Source organism: Pseudomonas sp. B12(2026), assembly GCF_057767015.1.
In genome coordinates this window covers 1,503,454-1,521,289 of the sequence record NZ_CM173430.1, presented here as the reverse complement: position 1 = coordinate 1,521,289, position 17,836 = coordinate 1,503,454, and the positions used below count along the sequence as shown (strand labels likewise).

Here is a 17,836-nt window from a genome sequence, read left to right as displayed (position 1 = left end):
GACCAATACCAATAAAAGGTGACTGCTGTGACTCGACTCCCTGCCCCTCTGCTGGCCAAGGTTTCCTGGCGGCTACTGCCCTTCCTGCTGCTGATGTACATCATGGCGTTCCTCGATCGCGCCAATGTCGGCTTCGCCCGCCAGGCGTTCCAGGCCGACACCGGCATCAGCGATGCGGCCTTCGCCTTCGGCGCGGGGGTGTTCTTCGCCGGCTATGCCCTGCTGGAAGTGCCGAGCAACCTGATCCTGCACCGGGTCGGCGCCCGCCTGTGGATGTGCCGGATCATGGTGACCTGGGGGCTGGTGTCCGCCGCCATGATGTTCGCCCACGACGAAACCACCTTCTATGTCCTGCGCTTCCTGCTGGGCGTGGCCGAGGCCGGCTTCTTCCCCGGCGTGATCCTCTACCTGACTTACTGGTTCCCGGCCAGCACCCGCGCCAGGGCGATGGGCTTCTTCTATTTCGGCGCACCGCTGGCCTTCATCTTCGGCAGCCCGCTGTCGGGGCTGCTGCTGGAACTCGATGGCGCCTCCGGCCTGCATGGCTGGCAGTGGCTGTTCCTGGTGGAAGGCCTGCTGGCCACCGCCGTAGGAATCTGGGCCTACCTGTACCTGGACAACCGCCCGCAGGATGCGCGCTGGCTGACCGCCGATGAGCGCCTGCAGCTGCAAGCCGCGCTGGACCGCGAAGACAGCGGCAAGCAGAGCCATGGCAAGCTCTGGGAAGTGCTCTGCCAACCGGCAGTCCTGTACCTCGCGCTGATCTACCTGCTGATCCAGATGAGCGTCTACGGCGTGGTCTTCTATCTGCCCAGCCAGGTCGCCGCCCTGCTGGGCAGCAAGGTCGGCCTGCTGGTCGGCGTCGTCAGCGCCCTGCCCTGGGTCTGCGCGTTGCTGGCGGCCTGGTGGCTTCCCGATTTCGCCGAACGGCACAACCGCCGACGCCTGATGGCCGCGCTGGCGCTGGTTGTCTCGGCGCTGGGCATCGCCACCTCGGTCACCTTCCAGTCCCCGCTGCTGGGCATCCTCGCCCTGAGCTTCGCCGCCTCCGGCTTCATCGCCGTGCAGCCGGTGTTCTGGACCTTCCCTTCCAGCTTCCTCAGCGGCCCAGCGGCGGCCGGCGCGATCGCCCTGATCAACTCCCTCGGCGCGGTCGGCGGCTTCCTTGCGCCCAACCTGAAGAACTGGGCCGAAGGCGCCCTGCACTCGCCCGCCGCCGGCCTCTACACCCTGAGCTTCACCACCCTCCTCGCCGCCGTCCTGATCCTGGGCATCCAGCCCTTCGGCCATAAAGGCCCGGCGCGGCGCGTCACCACCCACTGATTCGACGGAGCCCCAGCATGAGCATCCCCACCATCAAACACGTCCGCGCCTTCGTCCTGCGTGGCGGCGGTGCCGACTATCACGACCAGTCCGACGGGCACTGGATCGACGATCACATCGCCACGCCCATGAGCAAGTATCCGCAGTACCGCCAGAGTCGCCGCAGCTTCGGTATCAACGTGCTGGGCACATTGGTCGTGGAAATCGAGGACAGCGCGGGCAACGTCGGCTTTGCCGTGACCACTGGTGGCGAACCGGCCGCCTTCATCGTCGAAAAGCACCTGGCGCGCTTCCTCGAGGGTGCAAAGGTCACCGATATCGAGCGCATCTGGGACCAGATGTACCACTCCACCCTCTATTACGGTCGCAAGGGCCTGGTGATCAACACCCTGTCGGGGGTCGACCTGGCGCTCTGGGACCTGCTCGGCAAGGTGCGCCAGGAACCGGTGCACCAGTTGCTCGGCGGCGCCGTGCGCGACGAGCTGCAGTTCTATGCCACCGGCGCGCGTCCGGACCTGGCGCAGAAAATGGGCTTCATCGGCGGCAAGATGCCCCTGCATCACGGCCCGGCCGAGGGTGAGGAAGGGCTGCGCAAGAACATCGAAATGATCGCCGAGATGCGCGACAGGGTCGGTCCGGACTTCTGGCTGATGCTCGATTGCTGGATGAGCCTGGACCTCAACTACGCCACGCGCCTGGCCCATGCCGCACAGCCCTACGGGCTGAAGTGGATCGAGGAGGCGCTGCCGCCTGACGACTACTGGGGCTACCAGGCCCTCAAACGCCAGGCGCCGACCGGCATGCTGGTCACCACCGGCGAGCACGAAGCCACCCGCTGGGGCTTCCGCATGCTGCTGGAGATGGGCTGCTGCGACATCATCCAACCCGATGTCGGCTGGTGCGGCGGCCTCACCGAGCTGCTGAAGATCAGCGCACTGGCCGATGCCCATGGCGCGCTGGTGATCCCTCACGGCTCCTCGGTCTACAGCTACCACTTTGTCGCCACGCGCACCAACAGCCCGTTCGCCGAGTTCCTGATGATGGCGCCCAAGGCGGACGAAGTGCTGCCGATGTTCCACCCGCAACTGCTCGGCGAGCCCGTCCCGGAGCAGGGCCGCCTGCGCCTCTCGCGCCTGGACCGGCCGGGATTCGGCGTCGACCTCAACCCCGAGTGCCAGTTGCATCGCCCCTATACCCACTGACCCCGCCGCCACGCCCGCCCGTGGCGTGCGTGGCGCCAGCCCTGGATACCCCTGCCATGCAAATGCCCCGCAACACCTTCAAGGATGCCCTGTCCGGGACCGCTCCCCAGTTCGGCGTCTGGGCCGGATTCGCCAACGCCTACGCGGCCGAGATAGTCGCCGGCATCGGCTACGACTGGATGCTGATCGACGGTGAGCACGCACCCAATACCCTGCCCAGCATCCTCGGCCAGTTGCAGGCGCTCCGCCCTTACCCGACCGCGCCCATCGTGCGTGCCGTGAATGGCGACGCCGCACTGATCAAGCAACTGCTCGATCTGGGCGCCCAGACCCTGATGGTGCCTCAGGTGGAAACCGCCGAGCAGGCGCGAGCCCTGGTTCGTGCCATGCGCTACGCGCCGGCGGGCATCCGCGGCGTCGGCGGCGGTCTTACCCGCGCGACCCGCTGGGACGCCATCCCGGACTACCTTGCCACCGCCCACGAACAGCTTTGCCTGATCGTGCAGATCGAATCCGCCCTGGGCGTGGAAAACGCGCGGGAGATCGCCGAAGTCGAGGGCGTCGATGCGATCTTCATCGGCCCCGCCGACCTCTCCAGCAGCCTTGGACATGCCGGCAACCCAGGCCACCCATCGGTGCAGGAGCAGATTCGCGCCACCATCCAGGCCACCCTCGGTGCCGGCAAAAGCTGCGGCATCCTCGCCCCCGTTGAGGAGGACGCCCGCCGCTATCTCGCCTGGGGGTGCCAGTTCATCGCCGTCGGCATCGACATCAGCCTGCTGCGGCAGGCCGCCCGGCAGAACCTTGCAACCTATCGCCACACCGATGCCGCGAGCATCTCGGCGACCTACTGACCCCCTGCTCAATCCCCCCGATCAACGGCTACCCGCGCCAGGCTCGACCGAGCCCTGGCGTCGGCCCTTCCGCCTGATTTCCCGGCGCACCTTCACCCTCCGTTAAGCATCGGCCTGCTACCCTCCTAGCACCTGCCACTTCCAGATAGCTGCCCCACCCTTTGCTGTCAGACAAATCCTTTTACATAACGAAATAATTCCGTGACTGGGGCTTGGGAATTCACCCCGGTGCCCCTACTCTGTCGCGCTAAATCGATTGAGGTGCCCGATGAGCGCCAACCCTGCCACTCCCGATACCCCTGCCGGCGAAGACGCTCCGACACGAGCGACCTGGATCAACGCCAATCGCCAGGCGCTCGGCCTGGGCGTCACCCTGCTGCTGTTCAGCCTCGCGCTGATCGCCTGCTACCACCTGCTGCGCGACATCGACGCCTATTCCCTGCACGACGCCATCCTCGACGTCCCCAGCGCCTCGCTGGCGGGCGCCTTCGCCGCCACCGTCGCCGGCTTCATCACGCTGCTGGGCTACGAATGGTCGGCCACCCGCTTCGCCGGGGTGAAGCTGTCGCCCTCGGCGCTGCTCACCGGCGGCTTCTCGGCCTTCGCCATCGGCAATGCCGTGGGGCTGTCGATGCTCTCCGGCGGCTCGGTGCGCTACCGCCTGTACGCCCGCCAGGGCCTGGGCGCCGCCGAAGTCGCGCGGATGACGCTGTTCGCCAGCCTGTCCCTGGGCTGCGCGCTGCCGGTGCTGGCGGCGCTGGCCGCGCTGAGCGACCTGGCCGACGCCTCCCTGGCCCTGCACCTGCCGAGCGCCCTGGTGGCGGTGCTCGCCCTGGGCATCATCGCCTTCTGCATCCTGCTGGTGGTCGGCATCGGTCGTCGCCGTCTGCCGGAACAGCCGTCTCCCGACAGCCATCTGGTGCGCATCGGCCGCCGCACCCTGCGCCTGCCCGGTCTGCGCCTGTCGCTGCTGCAGTTGCTGATCACCGCGCTGGACGTCGCCTGCGCCGCCACCGTGCTCTATCTGCTGCTGCCCGAGGCCCCACCCTTCGGCGCCTTCCTGCTGGTCTACCTGATCGCCCTGGCGGCCGGCGTGCTCAGCCACGTTCCCGGCGGAGTGGGCGTCTTCGAGGCGGTGCTGCTGGCGGCCTTCGCCGGGCAACTGGGCGCCGCGCCGCTGGCCGCCGCGCTGCTGCTGTACCGCCTGATCTATGTGGTGCTGCCGCTGATCGCCGCCTGCCTGCTGCTGCTGTTCCTCGAAGCCCGCCGGGCCCAGGTGACCCGGCAGGCGGTGCGCATGGCCTCCGGCTTCGCCGCGCCGATCCTGTCGCTGCTGGTGTTCATCTCCGGCGTGGTGCTGCTGTTCTCCGGCGCCACGCCGTCCATCGACACCCGCCTGGAGGAAATCGGCTTCCTGGTGCCGCATCGCCTGATCGACGCCTCGCACCTGGCCGCCAGCCTGATCGGCGTGCTCTGCCTGCTGCTCGCCTACGGCCTGCGCCGGCGCCTGTCCGCCGCCTGGGCGCTGACCCTCGGCCTGCTGGTGGCCGGCGCGCTGCTCTCGCTGCTCAAGGGCTTCGACTGGGAAGAGGCGCTGATCCTCAGCGTCACCGCCGCCCTGCTGGTGATCTTCCGCAGCGCCTTCTACCGCCGCAGCCGCCTGATGGAGCTGCCCTTCTCGCCGCTCTACCTGGGCGCCGCGGCCTGCGTCATCGGCGCGTCGATCTGGCTGCTGCTGTTCGCCTACCAGGACGTGCCCTACAGCCACGAACTCTGGTGGCAGTTCGCCCTGGACGCCGACGCCCCGCGCGGCCTGCGCGCCGCCCTGGGCAGTTGCCTGCTGCTGGCCGCGCTGGCGCTGTACTGGCTGCTGCGCACCGAGCCGCCGGCGATCCTCGAACCCAGCCGCGAGGAACTGGACACCGCCGCCGGCATCCTCGCCAGCTCCTCGCAGCCGGACGGCGGCCTGGCCCTGTCCGGCGACAAGGCACTGCTGTTCCACGAAGGCAAGGACGCCTTCCTGATGTACGCCCGCCGCGGCCGCAGCCTGGTGGCGCTGTTCGACCCGGTGGGCCCGACGCAGTCCCGCGCCGAGCTGATCTGGCAGTTCCGCGACCTCTGCGACCTGCACCACGCGCGCCCGGTGTTCTACCAGGTGCGGGCGGAGAACCTGCCGCTGTACATGGACATCGGCCTGACCGCCCTCAAGCTCGGCGAGGAGGCGCGGGTCGACCTGCGCCGCTTCGACCTGGAGAACAAGGGCAAGGAAATGAAGGACCTGCGCTACACCTGGAACCGCGGCCAGCGCGACGGCCTGAGCCTGGAGTTCCACGAGGCCGGGCAGGCGCCGATGGACGAGCTGCGGACGATCTCCGACGCCTGGCTGGGCGGCAAGAACGTCCGCGAGAAGGGCTTCTCCCTGGGCCGCTTCACTCCCGAGTACCTGCACTACTTCCGCATCGTGGTGGTGCGCTTCCAGGGCCGCGCCGTGGCCTTCGCCAACCTGCTGGAAACCGCCAGCAAGGAGCTGGCGAGCATCGACCTGATGCGCGTCGTACCCGACGCACCCAAGCTGACCATGGAGTTCCTCATGCTCGGCCTGATCCTGCATTACAAGGAGAGCGGGCACACCCGCTTCAGTCTCGGCATGGTGCCGCTGGCCGGCTTGCAGCCGCGCCGTGGCGCCCCGCTGACCCAACGTCTCGGCGCGCTGGTTTTTCGCCGGGGTGAGCAGTTCTACAATTTCCAGGGGCTGCGGCGCTTCAAGGACAAGTTCCAGCCCGACTGGGAACCCCGTTACCTGGCCGTGCCCGCCGGACTGGATCCGCTGGTGGCGCTGGCCGATACGGCCGCCCTGATCGCGGGCGGCCTGAGTGGATTGGTAAAACGCTGATATGTTGAAACGTCGCTGGCGACACCTGCTCGCCCTTCTCCTGCTCATCATCATCGCCGCCGGCCTGCTGCTGTGGAGCCGCCCGGCTTCCCAGGCCGTCCTCGAACACCGCCAGTTGCCCGACGGCAGCGCCGTCGGCCTGGCCATCCCGGCCAAACAAGCCAATGCCCGCGTCCTGCTCGCCGTGCAGCCGGAGCAGAAACTCGACGACGGCCAGCTGCTGGCCCTGGCCCACGACAGCGGCGCCCGCGTGGTGCAGTTCGTCTTCCCGGACCAGGACTGCGCCGCCCAGCAGGCGCGCATCAAGGCCGCCGGCGAGCTGCTGGACGGCCAGCCGACGCTGGTCGCCGGCATCGGCCAGGGCGGCGCCTGGGCCTTCCGCTGGCTCGCTGGGCAGAACGACGACAAGGCCCGCGCCCTGTCGGTCGGCTTCTCCCTGGAAAAACCCGACTGCGCCGCCACGCCGCTGCCGCAGAATGCCGCCCACGGCCACTGGCTGGCCGCCTGGAACGACAACCCGGACGACGCCAGCGCGCGCTTCGCCCGGGGCCTGCAGAACGCCGAAACGGTGATCGCCGACTACGACACCCCGCTGCCCAAGGTCCTCGCCGACCAGCTGCGCCACCTGCTGCAGGGCGGCGGCGACAACGTGCCGGTGGTGGAAGTCCCGGCCGCCAAGCCGTCGGAAACCGTCACCCTGTTCTATTCCGGCGACGGCGGCTGGCGCGACCTGGACCGCGACGTCGCGGCGCAGATGGCCGAGCTGGGCTATCCGGTGGTGGGCGTCGATGCCCTGCGCTACTTCTGGGAGCACAAGAGCCCCGAGCAGAGCGCCGCCGACCTCGCCGCGCTGATGCAGCACTACCGCGAGAAATGGGGCGCCAGACACTTCGTGCTGGCGGGCTACTCCTTCGGCGCCGATGTCCTGCCGGCGATCTACAACCGCCTGCCGGCCGACGCCAGGAAGGATGTCAGCGCGGTGATCCTGCTGGCCTTCGCGCGCAGCGGCAGCTTCGAGATCGAGGTGGAAGGCTGGCTGGGCAAGGCCGGCCAGGAAGCCGCCACCGGCCCGGAAATGGCCCGTCTGCCGGGGCCCAAGGTGCTCTGCGTGTACGGCATCGAGGAGAAGGACGAAAGCGGTTGCACCCAGCCGCAGTCGGTCGGCGAGGATCTCCAGCTGCCCGGCGGCCACCACTTCGACGAGAACTACCCGGCCCTCGCCAAGCGTCTGGTCGACGCCATCCGCTCCCGCCAGGCGGCCGACAACGAAGGTTGACTTTCATCAAAGGGCCGCGCAATGCGGCCCTTTCTCCAGGCATCCGTGCTGCTTCAGGCTGGCTTAAGGCTTTATGCTGACACTGTCAGCCCCGTCGCAGGACACGGGGACCGCAAAGCCACACAAGGAACCGCCATGAGCCTGACTCAAAGAAATTCCCGTTACGGAAGCCTGTCGATCGCCATGCACTGGCTCATGCTGCTGCTGATTGCGGCGGTGTACGCCAGCATGGAACTGCGCGGCAACTTCCCCAAGGGCAGCGAAGCCCGCGAGCTGCTCAAGAACTGGCACTTCATGCTCGGCCTCTCGGTCTTCGTACTGGTCTGGCTGCGCCTGATCGGCCGCCTCATCTATCCGGTCCCGGCCATCCTCCCGGCGCCGCCGAGCTGGCAGATGGCGCTGGCCAAGCTGATGCACCTGGCGCTCTACGGCCTGATGATCGGCCTGCCGCTGGCCGGTTGGGTGATCCTCAGCGCCGCCGACAAGCCCATCCCCTTCTGGGGCGTGGAGCTGCCGCCCATCGTGGGCAAGAACCCCGACCTGGCCAAGCAGGTCAAGGAATGGCACGAAACCATCGCCGTGCTCGGCTACTGGCTGATCGGCCTGCACGCCGCCGCCGCGCTGTTCCACCACTACATCAGCCGCGACAACACCCTGGTGCGCATGCTGCCGGGTCGGGGCGTGACGAAGGCGGAGTAACGCGCTGGCGCCTGTTCGCGAGCCTGCTCGCGAACCCAGCCAACGCCGGCCCCCGCCAGCGGATCGCGGATCAATCCGCTCCCACAAAGAAAAAGCGCGCCAATTGGCGCGCTTTTTTTCATGCGGCGGAAACTCAGATTTCCACCTGCGTCCCCAGCTCGATCACCCGGTTCAACGGCAGGTTGAAGTAGCGCAGGTTGCCGTTGGCGTTCTTCAGCAGGAAGGCGAACAACCCCTCGCGCCAGCGCGCCATGCCGATCAGCTTGGACGGGATCACCGTCTCGCGGCTGAGGAAGTAGGTGGTGCGCATCGGGCTGAAGTCCAGCTCGTTGAGGTGGCAGAGCTTGAGCGCCTGGGGAATGTCCGGGTCCTCCATGAAGCCGAAGTGCAGCACCACGCGGAAGAAGCCCTCGCCGTAGGCATCCACCTCGAAGCGGCGGTCCTGGCTGACGCGCGGGTTGTCTTCGTTGACCACGGTGAGCAGCACCACCTGCTCGTGCAGCACCTGGTTGTGCAGCAGGTTGTGCAACAGCGCGTGGGGCACGGCATCGGTGCGGGCGGTGAGGAACACGGCGGTGCCCTGCACGCGGTGCGGCGGCTGCGAACGGATGCTGGAGATGAACAGCGGCAGCGGCAGCGAGCCTTCGTCCAGGCGGTCCACCAGCAGTTGGCGGCCGCGCTTCCAGGTGCTCATCAGGATGAACAGAGCGATACCGGCGACCACCGGGAAGGCGCCGCCCTGGATGACCTTGGGCAGGTTGGCGGCGAAGAACAGGCTGTCCACCAGCAGCATCATCAGGAAGAACGGAATGGCCAGCCACAGCGGCCACTTCCACAGCAGCCAGATCACCACGCCCATCAGCAGGGTGGTCATCAGCATGGTGCCGGTCACCGCCACGCCGTAGGCCGAGGCCAGGGCGGCGGAGGACTCGAAGCCGAGCACCAGCAGCACCACGCCGACCATCAGCGCCCAGTTGACCATGCCGATGTAGATCTGCCCCTGCTCGTGGCTGGAAGTGTGCTGGATCAGCATGCGCGGCACGTAGCCGAGCTGGATGGCCTGGCGGGTCAGGGAGAAGGCGCCGGAGATCACCGCCTGCGAGGCGATCACCGTGGCCACGGTGGACAGCGCCACCATCGGCAGCAGCGCCCACTCCGGGGCGGTCAGGTAGAAGGGGTTACGCGCGGCATCGGCGTTGACCAGGATGGTCGCGCCCTGGCCGAAGTAGTTCAGCACCAGCGCCGGCAGCACCAGGGCGAACCAGGCGCGGGCGATCGGCTTGCGGCCGAAGTGGCCCATGTCCGCGTACAGCGCCTCGGCGCCGGTCAGCGCCAGCACGGTGGCGCCGAGGATGGCCACGCCGATGCCAGGGTGGGAAATGAAGAAGTTCAGCGCCCAGCCCGGGCTCAACGCCTTGAGCACCTCCGGCTGCTGCGACACGCCGTAGATGCCCAGCGCCGCCAGGGCGGCGAACCAGGCCACCATCACCGGCCCGAACAGGATGCCGATGCGCGCGGTGCCGTGCTTCTGGATCAGGAACAGGCCGACCAGCACGATCAGCGATATCGGCACCACCCAATGCTGCAGGCCGTCGAAGGCGATCTCCAGGCCCTCGATGGCCGAGAGCACCGAGATCGCCGGGGTGATCATGCTGTCGCCATAGAACAGCGCGGCGCCGATCAGGCCGGCGACCACCACGGTCGCCTGCATCCGGCGGCGCCCGACGGCGGCGCGGCGGGCCAGGGCCGACAGCGCCATCACCCCGCCCTCGCCCTGGTTGTCGGCGCGCAGCACGAAGATCACGTACTTGATCGACACCACCCAGACCAGCGACCAGAAGATCAGCGACAGCACACCGAGCACGCCGTCATGGTTGGCCTGCACGCCATAGCCGCCGATGAAGACCTCCTTGAGGGTGTACAGCGGGCTGGTGCCGATATCGCCATAGCAGACACCCACGGCGCCGACCATCAGGCCGATCGCGGAGCTGGAATGGGGTTGTTCATGTTCAACGGTGCCGGCGCTTGCATCGGACATGTAACAAAATTCCTCTGAAAAAATTCGGCGCATCCTGCTCCGACCCATCCATCGATGCAAGAGCAGGGTGCGTTCGTTCTGAATGACTATAGAGCCTGTCGCCCACAATTACCGGACGGCCGGCGTTCCCGGGGATCTGCGACAGCTTGTCCCAGGGAGGCTGGTCAAGCGCGCGGGCTGCCGCTAGAATTGCGCACTTTTTGATCAGAGGCGCCGCCAGCGCGCCCTTCGAGGTTAGCCGCACATGTCCACCGCCACGCCCAAAGTCGGATTCGTCTCGCTCGGATGCCCGAAAGCGACCGTCGACTCCGAACGCATCCTCACCCAGCTGCGCATGGAAGGGTACGAGATCGTCCCCACCTATGAAGACGCGGACGTGGTGGTGGTGAACACCTGCGGCTTCATCGACAGCGCCAAGGCCGAGTCCCTGGACGCCATCGGCGAGGCCCTCGCCGAGAACGGCAAGGTGATCGTCACCGGCTGCATGGGCGTGGCCGAAGACAGCATCCGCGACGTGCACCCCAGCGTGCTGGCCGTGACCGGCCCGCAGCAGTACGAGCAGGTGGTCAGCGCCGTCCACGAAGTGATCCCGCCCAAGGCCGAGCACAACCCGCTGATCGACCTGGTGCCGCCGCAGGGCATCAAGCTCACCCCGCGCCACTACGCCTACCTGAAGATTTCCGAAGGCTGCAACCACAGCTGCAGCTTCTGCATCATCCCGTCGATGCGCGGCAAGCTGGTCAGCCGCCCGGTGGGCGACGTGCTCAGCGAGGCCCAGCGCCTGGTGAAGGCCGGGGTGAAGGAGCTGCTGGTGATCTCCCAGGACACCAGCGCCTACGGCGTCGACCTCAAGTACAAGCTGGACTTCTGGGACGGCCAGCCGGTGAAGACCCGCATGCTGGAGCTGTGCCAGGCGCTTTCCGCCATGGGCGTGTGGGTGCGCCTGCACTACGTCTACCCGTACCCCAACGTCGACGACGTGATCCCGCTGATGGCCGAGGGCAAGCTGCTGCCCTACCTGGACATCCCCTTCCAGCACGCCAGCCCGAAAGTGCTCAAGGCCATGAAACGCCCCGCCTTCGAGGACAAGACCCTGGCGCGCATCAAGAACTGGCGCGAGATCTGCCCGGAGCTGACCATCCGCTCCACCTTCATCGTCGGCTTCCCCGGCGAGACCGAGGAAGACTTCCAGTACCTGCTGGACTGGCTGACCGAAGCTCAGCTCGACCGCGTCGGCTGCTTCCAGTACTCCCCGGTGGACGGCGCCCCGGCCAATGACCTGGGCCTGGAGCCGGTGCCGGACGACGTCAAGCAGGACCGTTGGGAGCGCTTCATGGCGCACCAGCAGGCGATCTCCGCCGCGCGCCTGCAGCTGAAGATCGGCAAGGAAATCGACGTGCTGATCGACGAAGTGGACGATGAAGGCGCGGTCGGCCGCTCCTTCGCCGACGCCCCGGAGATCGACGGCGCGGTGTACGTCGACACCTTCGACGTGAAGCCGGGCGACAAGGTGCGCGTGCGCATCACCGACGCCGACGAGTACGACCTCTGGGCCGAGCTGGTCTGATCCGCAAAAGCCCCGCCTCGCGGGGCTTTTCATTTCTGCCGATGGAAAGCACATGACCAACAACGACGTACTGCGCAGCCTGCGCTACCTGCTGGACATCCGCGACGCCCAGGTCGCCGAGATCACCGCGCTGGCCGGCTTCGGCATCAGCGCCGAGGACATCGGCGCCTTCCTCGCCCGCGACGACGAGCCGGACTTCAAGCCGTGCAGCGACCGCGTGCTGGCGCACTTCCTCGACGGCCTGATCGTCCATCGACGCGGCCGCGACGAATCGCGCCCGCTGCCGCCGGTGGAGCTGCCGCTGACCAACAACATCACCCTGAAGAAGCTGCGCGTGGCCTTCGAACTGCGCGACGACGACATCCTCGCGATTCTGGACAGCGTCGGCTTCATCGTCACCAAGACCGAACTGGGCGCGCTGTTCCGCAAGCCCGGCCACAGCAACTACCGGCCCTGCGGCGACCAGCTGCTGCGCAACTTCCTCAAGGGCCTGACCCAGCGCCAGCAGCGCTGAGGCGACCATGCTCCAGCGCCTTGCCGCCGATGCCGTGGTGCTGCTGCACCTGGGCTTCATCCTCTTCGTCGTGCTCGGCGGCCTGCTGGTGCTGCGCCGGCCGCGCCTGGCCTGGCTGCACCTGCCGGCGGCGGCCTGGGGCATGGCGGTGGAGCTCTTCCACCTCTATTGCCCGCTGACGCCGCTGGAGAACCACTTCCGCCAGGCGGCGGGCGAGCGGGGCTACAGCGGCGGCTTCATCGAGCACTACCTGATCCCGCTGATCTACCCCGCCGGCCTGAGCGAATCCATCCAGGTCGTCCTCGGCCTGCTGGTGCTGGCGATCAATCTGCCGCCCTACCTGCTGCTGGCCCGGCGGCTACTGCGCCCGCGCTGAGCGGCGGCGGCATTCTCCCCGGCAGATAGGCCAGGCTAACCTCCCCGCTCTTGTGCGCCAGCCGCTGGCCGTTGTTCGGCGCGGACTCGATGATGCGGTAATCCCGCGCCAGCCACGCCAGCGGACGCCCAGCGTGGGCCGGTGCCTGGGTGACGATCAGGGTCCGCGCCGGGTCCCACTCCTCGCCGGTACGCCGGCGCAGCCAGGCGAACAGCGCGGCGCTGTCGTCCTGCGGATATCCCGAGCGCACATAGAGGAAAGGCCGGGCCTGGCGCGCGCCGCGCTTTTCCAGGTACATCGGCAACCGCGCATCGTGGTTGCCGAGGATCAGCACCCGCCACTGCGACCAGGGCGCCGTGCGCTCGGCCTGGCTGCGCACCTCGCCGGCAAAGGCCGGAATTCCGCCGCCGGCGTTGCTCCACGGATAGACCACGCCCAGCACCAGCAGCATCGCCACCGCCGCGCCGCCGAGCGCCCGCGGCCAGCCGCGCCCCAGCCCGGCGAGGCCGCGCTGATGACGGGACTCCACCACCCACCAGGCCGCCAGCAACTGGGCGAACGGCACCAGCGGCAGCACGTAGTAGCTGCGCCGGCTGCCGCTGGCAGTGAAGAACAGGAACAGCAGCCCCAGCGCCCAGACCAGCCAGCGCGCATTGGGCTCCAGCTGCTTCCAGCGGCGCGCGGCGAACCACAGGCCGAGCATCCACAACGGCGCCCAGGGCAGCGTGTAGGCCGGCAGGTAAAGCAGGTAGGTGTAGATCGGCCCCACATGGTCGAAGGGCCGGAAGAAGCGCACCACGTTCTCGCGGAACACCAGCGCCAGCCCGCTCTCGCCATAGCTGGGCTGGCCGTACAGGTGCGACAGCAGGAACGGAATCGCATAGACCCCGCCCGCCACCAGCAGCGCCGCCACCAGCCGCAGGTTGAGATGCCGGCGCCAGCGCCCTTCGCCGAACAGGTGCGGCAGCAGCATCAGCACCGGCAGGACGAAGCCGATCAGGCCCTTGCACAGCGAGGTCAGCGTCAGGATCAGGCAGAACCCCAGGTAGCGCGGGAAGCGCGTATCCTCCGGCCCGCGCCAGTACCAGGCCAGCGCCGCCAGCACGCCGAACACGGTGAGCATGTCCGCCGTCGCCACCCGCGCCCAGAACAGGAAATAGAACGTCGTCGCCAGCAGCCAGCCGGCCAGCAGGCCGGTGCCCTTGCGCAGCAGCCGCTCGCCCAGCCAGCAGACCAGCCAGACGCTGCCCAGCCCGGCGAGCACGCTGCTGGCGCGCAGCGTCCAGGGATCGAGGCCGAACAGGCCGGCCGGGGCGGCGATCAGCCAGTAGGACAACAGCGGCTTGTCGTAGTACGGCGAGCCGCTCAGGTAGGGATCGAGATAGTCCCCCGACTGCAGCATCTGCAGCACGATGTCCGCCCAGCGCACCTCCGGCCCCCAGAGCTCGCGCCCGCCCAGGCCGAACACCAGCAGCAGGAACGACACGCCCAGCAGCAGCGCCAGCGCCTTCCGTTCTTCCGTCCATTTCCGCATCGCCATGCCCCGGCAGCCACCGCGCCCGATTCGCGCCAGCCGACACTAGGCCGGCGATGGTTAAGCCGCCGTCAAGGATTTGCCGGAATCCTGTGATGCACCGCCATTTGCCCTCTGGATGGTGCTCCGAGCGCGCCGGCGCCTGCATGAGCGACCTGCATCATCGCCATCGGCGGCGCTTTCCACCTCTGATCCCCGCTCCGGATCAAGTAACATGGCGGCCCCTGCTTCATGCGTCTGCCGCCATGTCCCACAGCATCTCGCCCATCGGCCACGTCCGCTCCTGCTTCAAGGAGAAGTTCGCCATCCCGCGCCAGCCGCAACTGGCCCCGGCCGCGACCGGCGTGCTGGAACTGCTGCCGCCGTTCGACAGCGGCGATGCGGTGGAGGGCCTGGAGCAGGTCAGCCATGTCTGGCTGCTGTTCCTCTTCCACCAGGCGCTGGAAGACAAGCCGCGGCTGAAGGTGCGGCCGCCGCGCCTGGGCGGCAACCGCTCCCTCGGCGTGTTCGCCACCCGCGCCACCCACCGTCCCAACGGCATCGGCCAGTCGGTGGTGAAGCTGGACAAGGTCGAACCCGGCCGCCTCTGGCTGTCCGGCATCGACCTGCTGGACGGCACCCCGGTCATCGACATCAAGCCCTACGTGCCCTACGCGGACATAGTCGGCGACGCGCGCAACGCCATCGCCGATACCCCGCCCGCCCCCATCGCCGTGCACTGGAGCGACGAGGCCCTGCGCCAGGCCCATGAGCACGGCCTGCGCCTCGGCCAGCCGGTGCGCGAGCTGATCGAACAGTGCCTCGCCCAGGACCCGCGCCCGGCCTACCAGAAGCCGCCGCCCGAGCGCCGCTACGGCGTGCGCCTGTGGGACCTGGACGTGCACTGGCACTACCCCGCCGACGGCGAAATCCGCGTGCTGGACCTGCAGCCGGCGGCCTCCGGGCAATCCCCGGGCTGATCCCTCCCGGGAAAAAATCCCAGGCAACAAAAAGCCCGCCAGATGGCGGGCTTTTCGCAGGCAGCGCGGGTTACTTCTCGACGAAGGCGCGCTCGATCAGGTAGTCGCCCGGCTCGCCCATGCGCGGGGAAATCTGCAGGCCGAAGCCGTTGAGCACTTCGCTGGTCTCGTCCAGCATGCTCGGGCTGCCACAGATCATGGCGCGGTCGTCCTGCGGGTTGATCGGCGGCAGGCCGATGTCGGCGAACAGCTTGCCGCTGCGCATCAGGTCGGTCTGGCGGCCCATGTTGCGGAACTCTTCGCGGGTGACCAGGGGGTAGTAGATCAGCTTCTCTTTCACCATGTCGCCGAAGTACTCGTGCTCCGGCAGGACCTTGGTGATGAAGTCCGAGTAAGCCAGCTCGCTGACCCAGCGCACGCCATGGACCAGGATGACCTTGTCGAATTTCTCGTAGACTTCCGGGTCCTGGATGACCGAGAGGAACGGCGCCATGCCGGTGCCGGTGCTCAGCAGGTAGAGGTGCTTGCCGGGCTTGAGGTCGTCCAGCACCAGGGTGCCGGTGGGCTTGCGGCTGACCATCAGCTCGTCGCCTTCCTTCAGGTGCTGCAGACGCGAGGTCAGCGGACCGTCCGGTACCTTGATGCTGAAGAACTCCAGGTGCTCTTCGTAGTTCGGGCTGGCAATGCTGTACGCGCGCATCAGCGGACGACCGTTGACTTCCAGGCCGATCATCACGAACTGACCGGTCTTGAAGCGCAGGCCCGGGTTACGGGTGGTCTTGAAGCTGAAGAGGGTGTCGTTCCAGTGGTGCACGCTGAGAACGCGTTCGGTGTACAGGTTGCTCATCAAGGACTCCTAGGAAAATCGCGGCGCACCCCAGCAGATCCCGGACGTAGCGCAATTGCGCGACATTTTATAGGCGGCCACAATATCCGCAAAATAAATTATCTGGATATTGCTAATCCAAAACGCAGATAAGGCCGCCATGTCGCCGCGAAAGGATACCGCCAGGTCTTTCCTACACCGGGGTGACGAAATGTCGCGCTGCCTTTTCCGGAGCCCCTGAATGAAATTCACCCTGCGCCAGCTGGAAGTCTTCGTCGCCGTGGCCCAGCAGGAAAGCGTCTCCCGCGCCGCCGAAGCCCTGGCCATGTCGCAGTCGGCCACCAGCACCGCCCTGGGCGAGCTGGAGCGGCAGTTCGACTGCAAGCTGTTCGACCGCTCCGGCAAGCGCCTGACCCTCAACGCCCTCGGCCGCCAGTTGCTGCCCCAGGCGGTGGCGCTGCTCGACCGCGGCAGCGAGATCGAGAACATGCTCAACGGCAAGAGCGCCTTCGGCTCCCTGGACCTGGGCGCCACCCTGACCATCGGCAACTACCTGGCGACCCTGCTGATCGGCCGCTTCATGCAGCGCCAGCCGGACTGCCGGGTGCGCCTGCACGTGCACAACACCGCTCACGTGGTGCAGCGCATCGCCCACTACGAGCTGGACCTGGGCCTGATCGAGGGCGACTGCCAGCACCCGGACATCGAGGTGCAGCCGTGGATGGAGGACGAACTGGTGGTGTTCTGCGCGCCGCAGCACCCGCTGGCGCGCGAAGGCCGCGCGGACCTGGCGCGGTTGATCGAAGAGGCGTGGATCCTGCGTGAACAGGGCTCGGGCACACGCCTGACCTTCGACCAGGCCATGCGGCACCACGTCGAACCGCTGAACGTGAGGCTGGAGCTGGAGCACACCGAGGCGATCAAGCGCGCGGTGGAGTCGGGGCTGGGGATCGGCTGCATCTCGCGCCTGGCCCTGCGCGACGCCTTCCGCCGCGGCAGCCTGGTGCCGGTGGAAACCCCGGACCTGGACCTGCGCCGGCAGTTCTACTTCATCTGGCACCGGCAGAAGTACCAGACCGCGACCATGCGCGAGTTTCTCGACCTGTGCCGCAGCGAAACGGCCGGGGTGACGCGCAGCGACGAGATCGTGCTGCCGATGATTCCGTGATGAGGTGCTTTTCGTAGGAGCGGATCTTATCCGCGATCACCGCGATAGCGGTGCAATCCCCGGTACCGGCCTGCCGGCCGGATCGCGGAGAAGCTCCGCTCCTACGAAAGAAGGTTCGGCGCGCAGGCATATGAGCGTGCGCCTCGCGATATCAACCCAGCGCCTTTCAGCCCAGCAGGATGCCCGCCCAGGTCACGGTGATGATGGTCAGCGCCACGAACTGCGCGGCGCTGCCCATGTCCTTGGCGTTCTTCGACAGCGGGTGGCGCTCCAGGGAAACCCGGTCGACCACCGCCTCGATGGCCGAGTTGAGCAGTTCGACGATCAGCGCCAGCAGGCACACCGCGATCATCAGCGCGCGCTCGCCGCGGGTGACGTCGCAGAAGAACGACAGCGGGATCAGGATGACGTTGATCAGCACCAGCTGGCGGAAGGCAGCCTCGCCCTTGAAGGCGGCGGCGAAGCCGGCCAGGGAATAGCCGGCGGCGTTGAGGATGCGTTTCAGGCCGGTCTGGCCTTTGAAGGGGGAAGCGGACACGTACGGTTCTCACAGATAAAAGTCGCGGCACTCTATACCAGCGCGCGTCAAAAAGGGGTCATGCGGTTT

15 protein-coding genes are annotated in these 17,836 nt (G+C 67.6%); 11 read left to right on the top strand and 4 right to left on the bottom strand.

Annotation, left to right across the window (positions count from 1 at the left end; translation table 11 throughout):
• Positions 1 to 27: 27 nt before the first annotated feature.
• From AC3B6A_RS07120 to AC3B6A_RS07095, 6 genes are all read left to right on the top strand, one after another.
• Entirely contained in the window at positions 28 to 1,323 is a 1,296-nt protein-coding gene (locus AC3B6A_RS07120) for an MFS transporter (protein WP_488401592.1), read from the top strand.
• A gap of 17 nt (positions 1,324 to 1,340) precedes the next feature.
• Positions 1,341 to 2,525, top strand: coding sequence for an L-rhamnonate dehydratase (gene rhmD / locus AC3B6A_RS07115; protein ID WP_488401591.1), 1,185 nt, complete (start codon positions 1,341 to 1,343; stop codon positions 2,523 to 2,525).
• A 56-nt stretch (positions 2,526 to 2,581) separates the two neighbouring features.
• Complete coding sequence (locus AC3B6A_RS07110) at positions 2,582 to 3,379, top strand: HpcH/HpaI aldolase family protein (protein ID WP_488401590.1); 798 nt, start codon at positions 2,582 to 2,584, stop codon at positions 3,377 to 3,379.
• 268 nt (positions 3,380 to 3,647) lie between these two features.
• Positions 3,648 to 6,272, top strand: coding sequence for a bifunctional lysylphosphatidylglycerol flippase/synthetase MprF (gene mprF / locus AC3B6A_RS07105; RefSeq protein WP_488401589.1), 2,625 nt, complete (start codon positions 3,648 to 3,650; stop codon positions 6,270 to 6,272).
• Position 6,273: 1 nt separating this feature from the next.
• A complete protein-coding gene (locus AC3B6A_RS07100) occupies positions 6,274 to 7,548 on the top strand; it encodes a virulence factor family protein (protein WP_488401588.1) in 1,275 nt (424 codons plus the stop codon).
• 135 nt (positions 7,549 to 7,683) lie between these two features.
• Positions 7,684 to 8,247 carry a cytochrome b gene (locus tag AC3B6A_RS07095; protein ID WP_488401587.1) on the top strand — a complete coding sequence of 188 codons (564 nt, stop codon included), beginning with the start codon at positions 7,684 to 7,686 and terminating at the stop codon, positions 8,245 to 8,247.
• Between the two features lie 133 nt (positions 8,248 to 8,380).
• Here AC3B6A_RS07095 and AC3B6A_RS07090 read toward each other — a convergent pair whose 3' ends face one another.
• Complete coding sequence (locus AC3B6A_RS07090) at positions 8,381 to 10,285, bottom strand: potassium transporter Kup (protein ID WP_488401586.1); 1,905 nt, start codon at positions 10,283 to 10,285, stop codon at positions 8,381 to 8,383.
• Between the two features lie 244 nt (positions 10,286 to 10,529).
• Here AC3B6A_RS07090 and rimO point away from each other — a divergent pair, with 244 nt between their 5' ends.
• From rimO to AC3B6A_RS07075, 3 genes are read left to right on the top strand one after another with little or no spacing between them, the layout of a single operon-like run.
• Positions 10,530 to 11,852, top strand: coding sequence for a 30S ribosomal protein S12 methylthiotransferase RimO (rimO, locus tag AC3B6A_RS07085; RefSeq protein ID WP_488401585.1), 1,323 nt, complete (start codon positions 10,530 to 10,532; stop codon positions 11,850 to 11,852).
• Between the two features lie 52 nt (positions 11,853 to 11,904).
• A complete protein-coding gene (locus tag AC3B6A_RS07080; RefSeq protein ID WP_488401584.1) occupies positions 11,905 to 12,366 on the top strand; it encodes a YehS family protein in 462 nt (153 codons plus the stop codon).
• 7 nt (positions 12,367 to 12,373) lie between these two features.
• Positions 12,374 to 12,742 (top strand): DUF2784 domain-containing protein, encoded by a 369-nt coding sequence (locus AC3B6A_RS07075; RefSeq protein WP_488401583.1) that lies wholly within the window; start codon positions 12,374 to 12,376, stop codon positions 12,740 to 12,742.
• Here AC3B6A_RS07075 and AC3B6A_RS07070 read toward each other — a convergent pair.
• A complete protein-coding gene (locus tag AC3B6A_RS07070) occupies positions 12,690 to 14,276 on the bottom strand; it encodes an ArnT family glycosyltransferase (RefSeq protein WP_488401582.1) in 1,587 nt (528 codons plus the stop codon). The genes AC3B6A_RS07075 and AC3B6A_RS07070 overlap by 53 nt on opposite strands.
• A 245-nt stretch (positions 14,277 to 14,521) precedes the next feature.
• Between AC3B6A_RS07070 and tsaA the strand changes: the two genes are divergently transcribed.
• Entirely contained in the window at positions 14,522 to 15,235 is a 714-nt protein-coding gene (tsaA, locus tag AC3B6A_RS07065; protein WP_488401581.1) for a tRNA (N6-threonylcarbamoyladenosine(37)-N6)-methyltransferase TrmO, read from the top strand.
• 70 nt (positions 15,236 to 15,305) lie between these two features.
• On the opposite strand, the gene fpr is transcribed toward tsaA, so the two are convergent.
• Positions 15,306 to 16,082 (bottom strand): ferredoxin-NADP reductase, encoded by a 777-nt coding sequence (gene fpr, locus AC3B6A_RS07060; RefSeq protein ID WP_488401580.1) that lies wholly within the window; start codon positions 16,080 to 16,082, stop codon positions 15,306 to 15,308.
• 220 nt (positions 16,083 to 16,302) lie between these two features.
• On the opposite strand from fpr, the gene AC3B6A_RS07055 reads away from it, so the two are divergent.
• The gene (locus AC3B6A_RS07055) at positions 16,303 to 17,229 is read left to right on the top strand and encodes a LysR family transcriptional regulator (RefSeq protein WP_488401579.1); all 927 of its coding nucleotides are present in this window, start codon (positions 16,303 to 16,305) and stop codon (positions 17,227 to 17,229) included.
• A 166-nt stretch (positions 17,230 to 17,395) separates the two neighbouring features.
• On the opposite strand, the gene AC3B6A_RS07050 is transcribed toward AC3B6A_RS07055, so the two are convergent.
• On the bottom strand, positions 17,396 to 17,767 hold the full coding sequence (locus tag AC3B6A_RS07050) for a diacylglycerol kinase (protein ID WP_488401578.1): 372 nt from the start codon (positions 17,765 to 17,767) through the stop codon (positions 17,396 to 17,398).
• Positions 17,768 to 17,836: the final 69 nt, after the last annotated feature.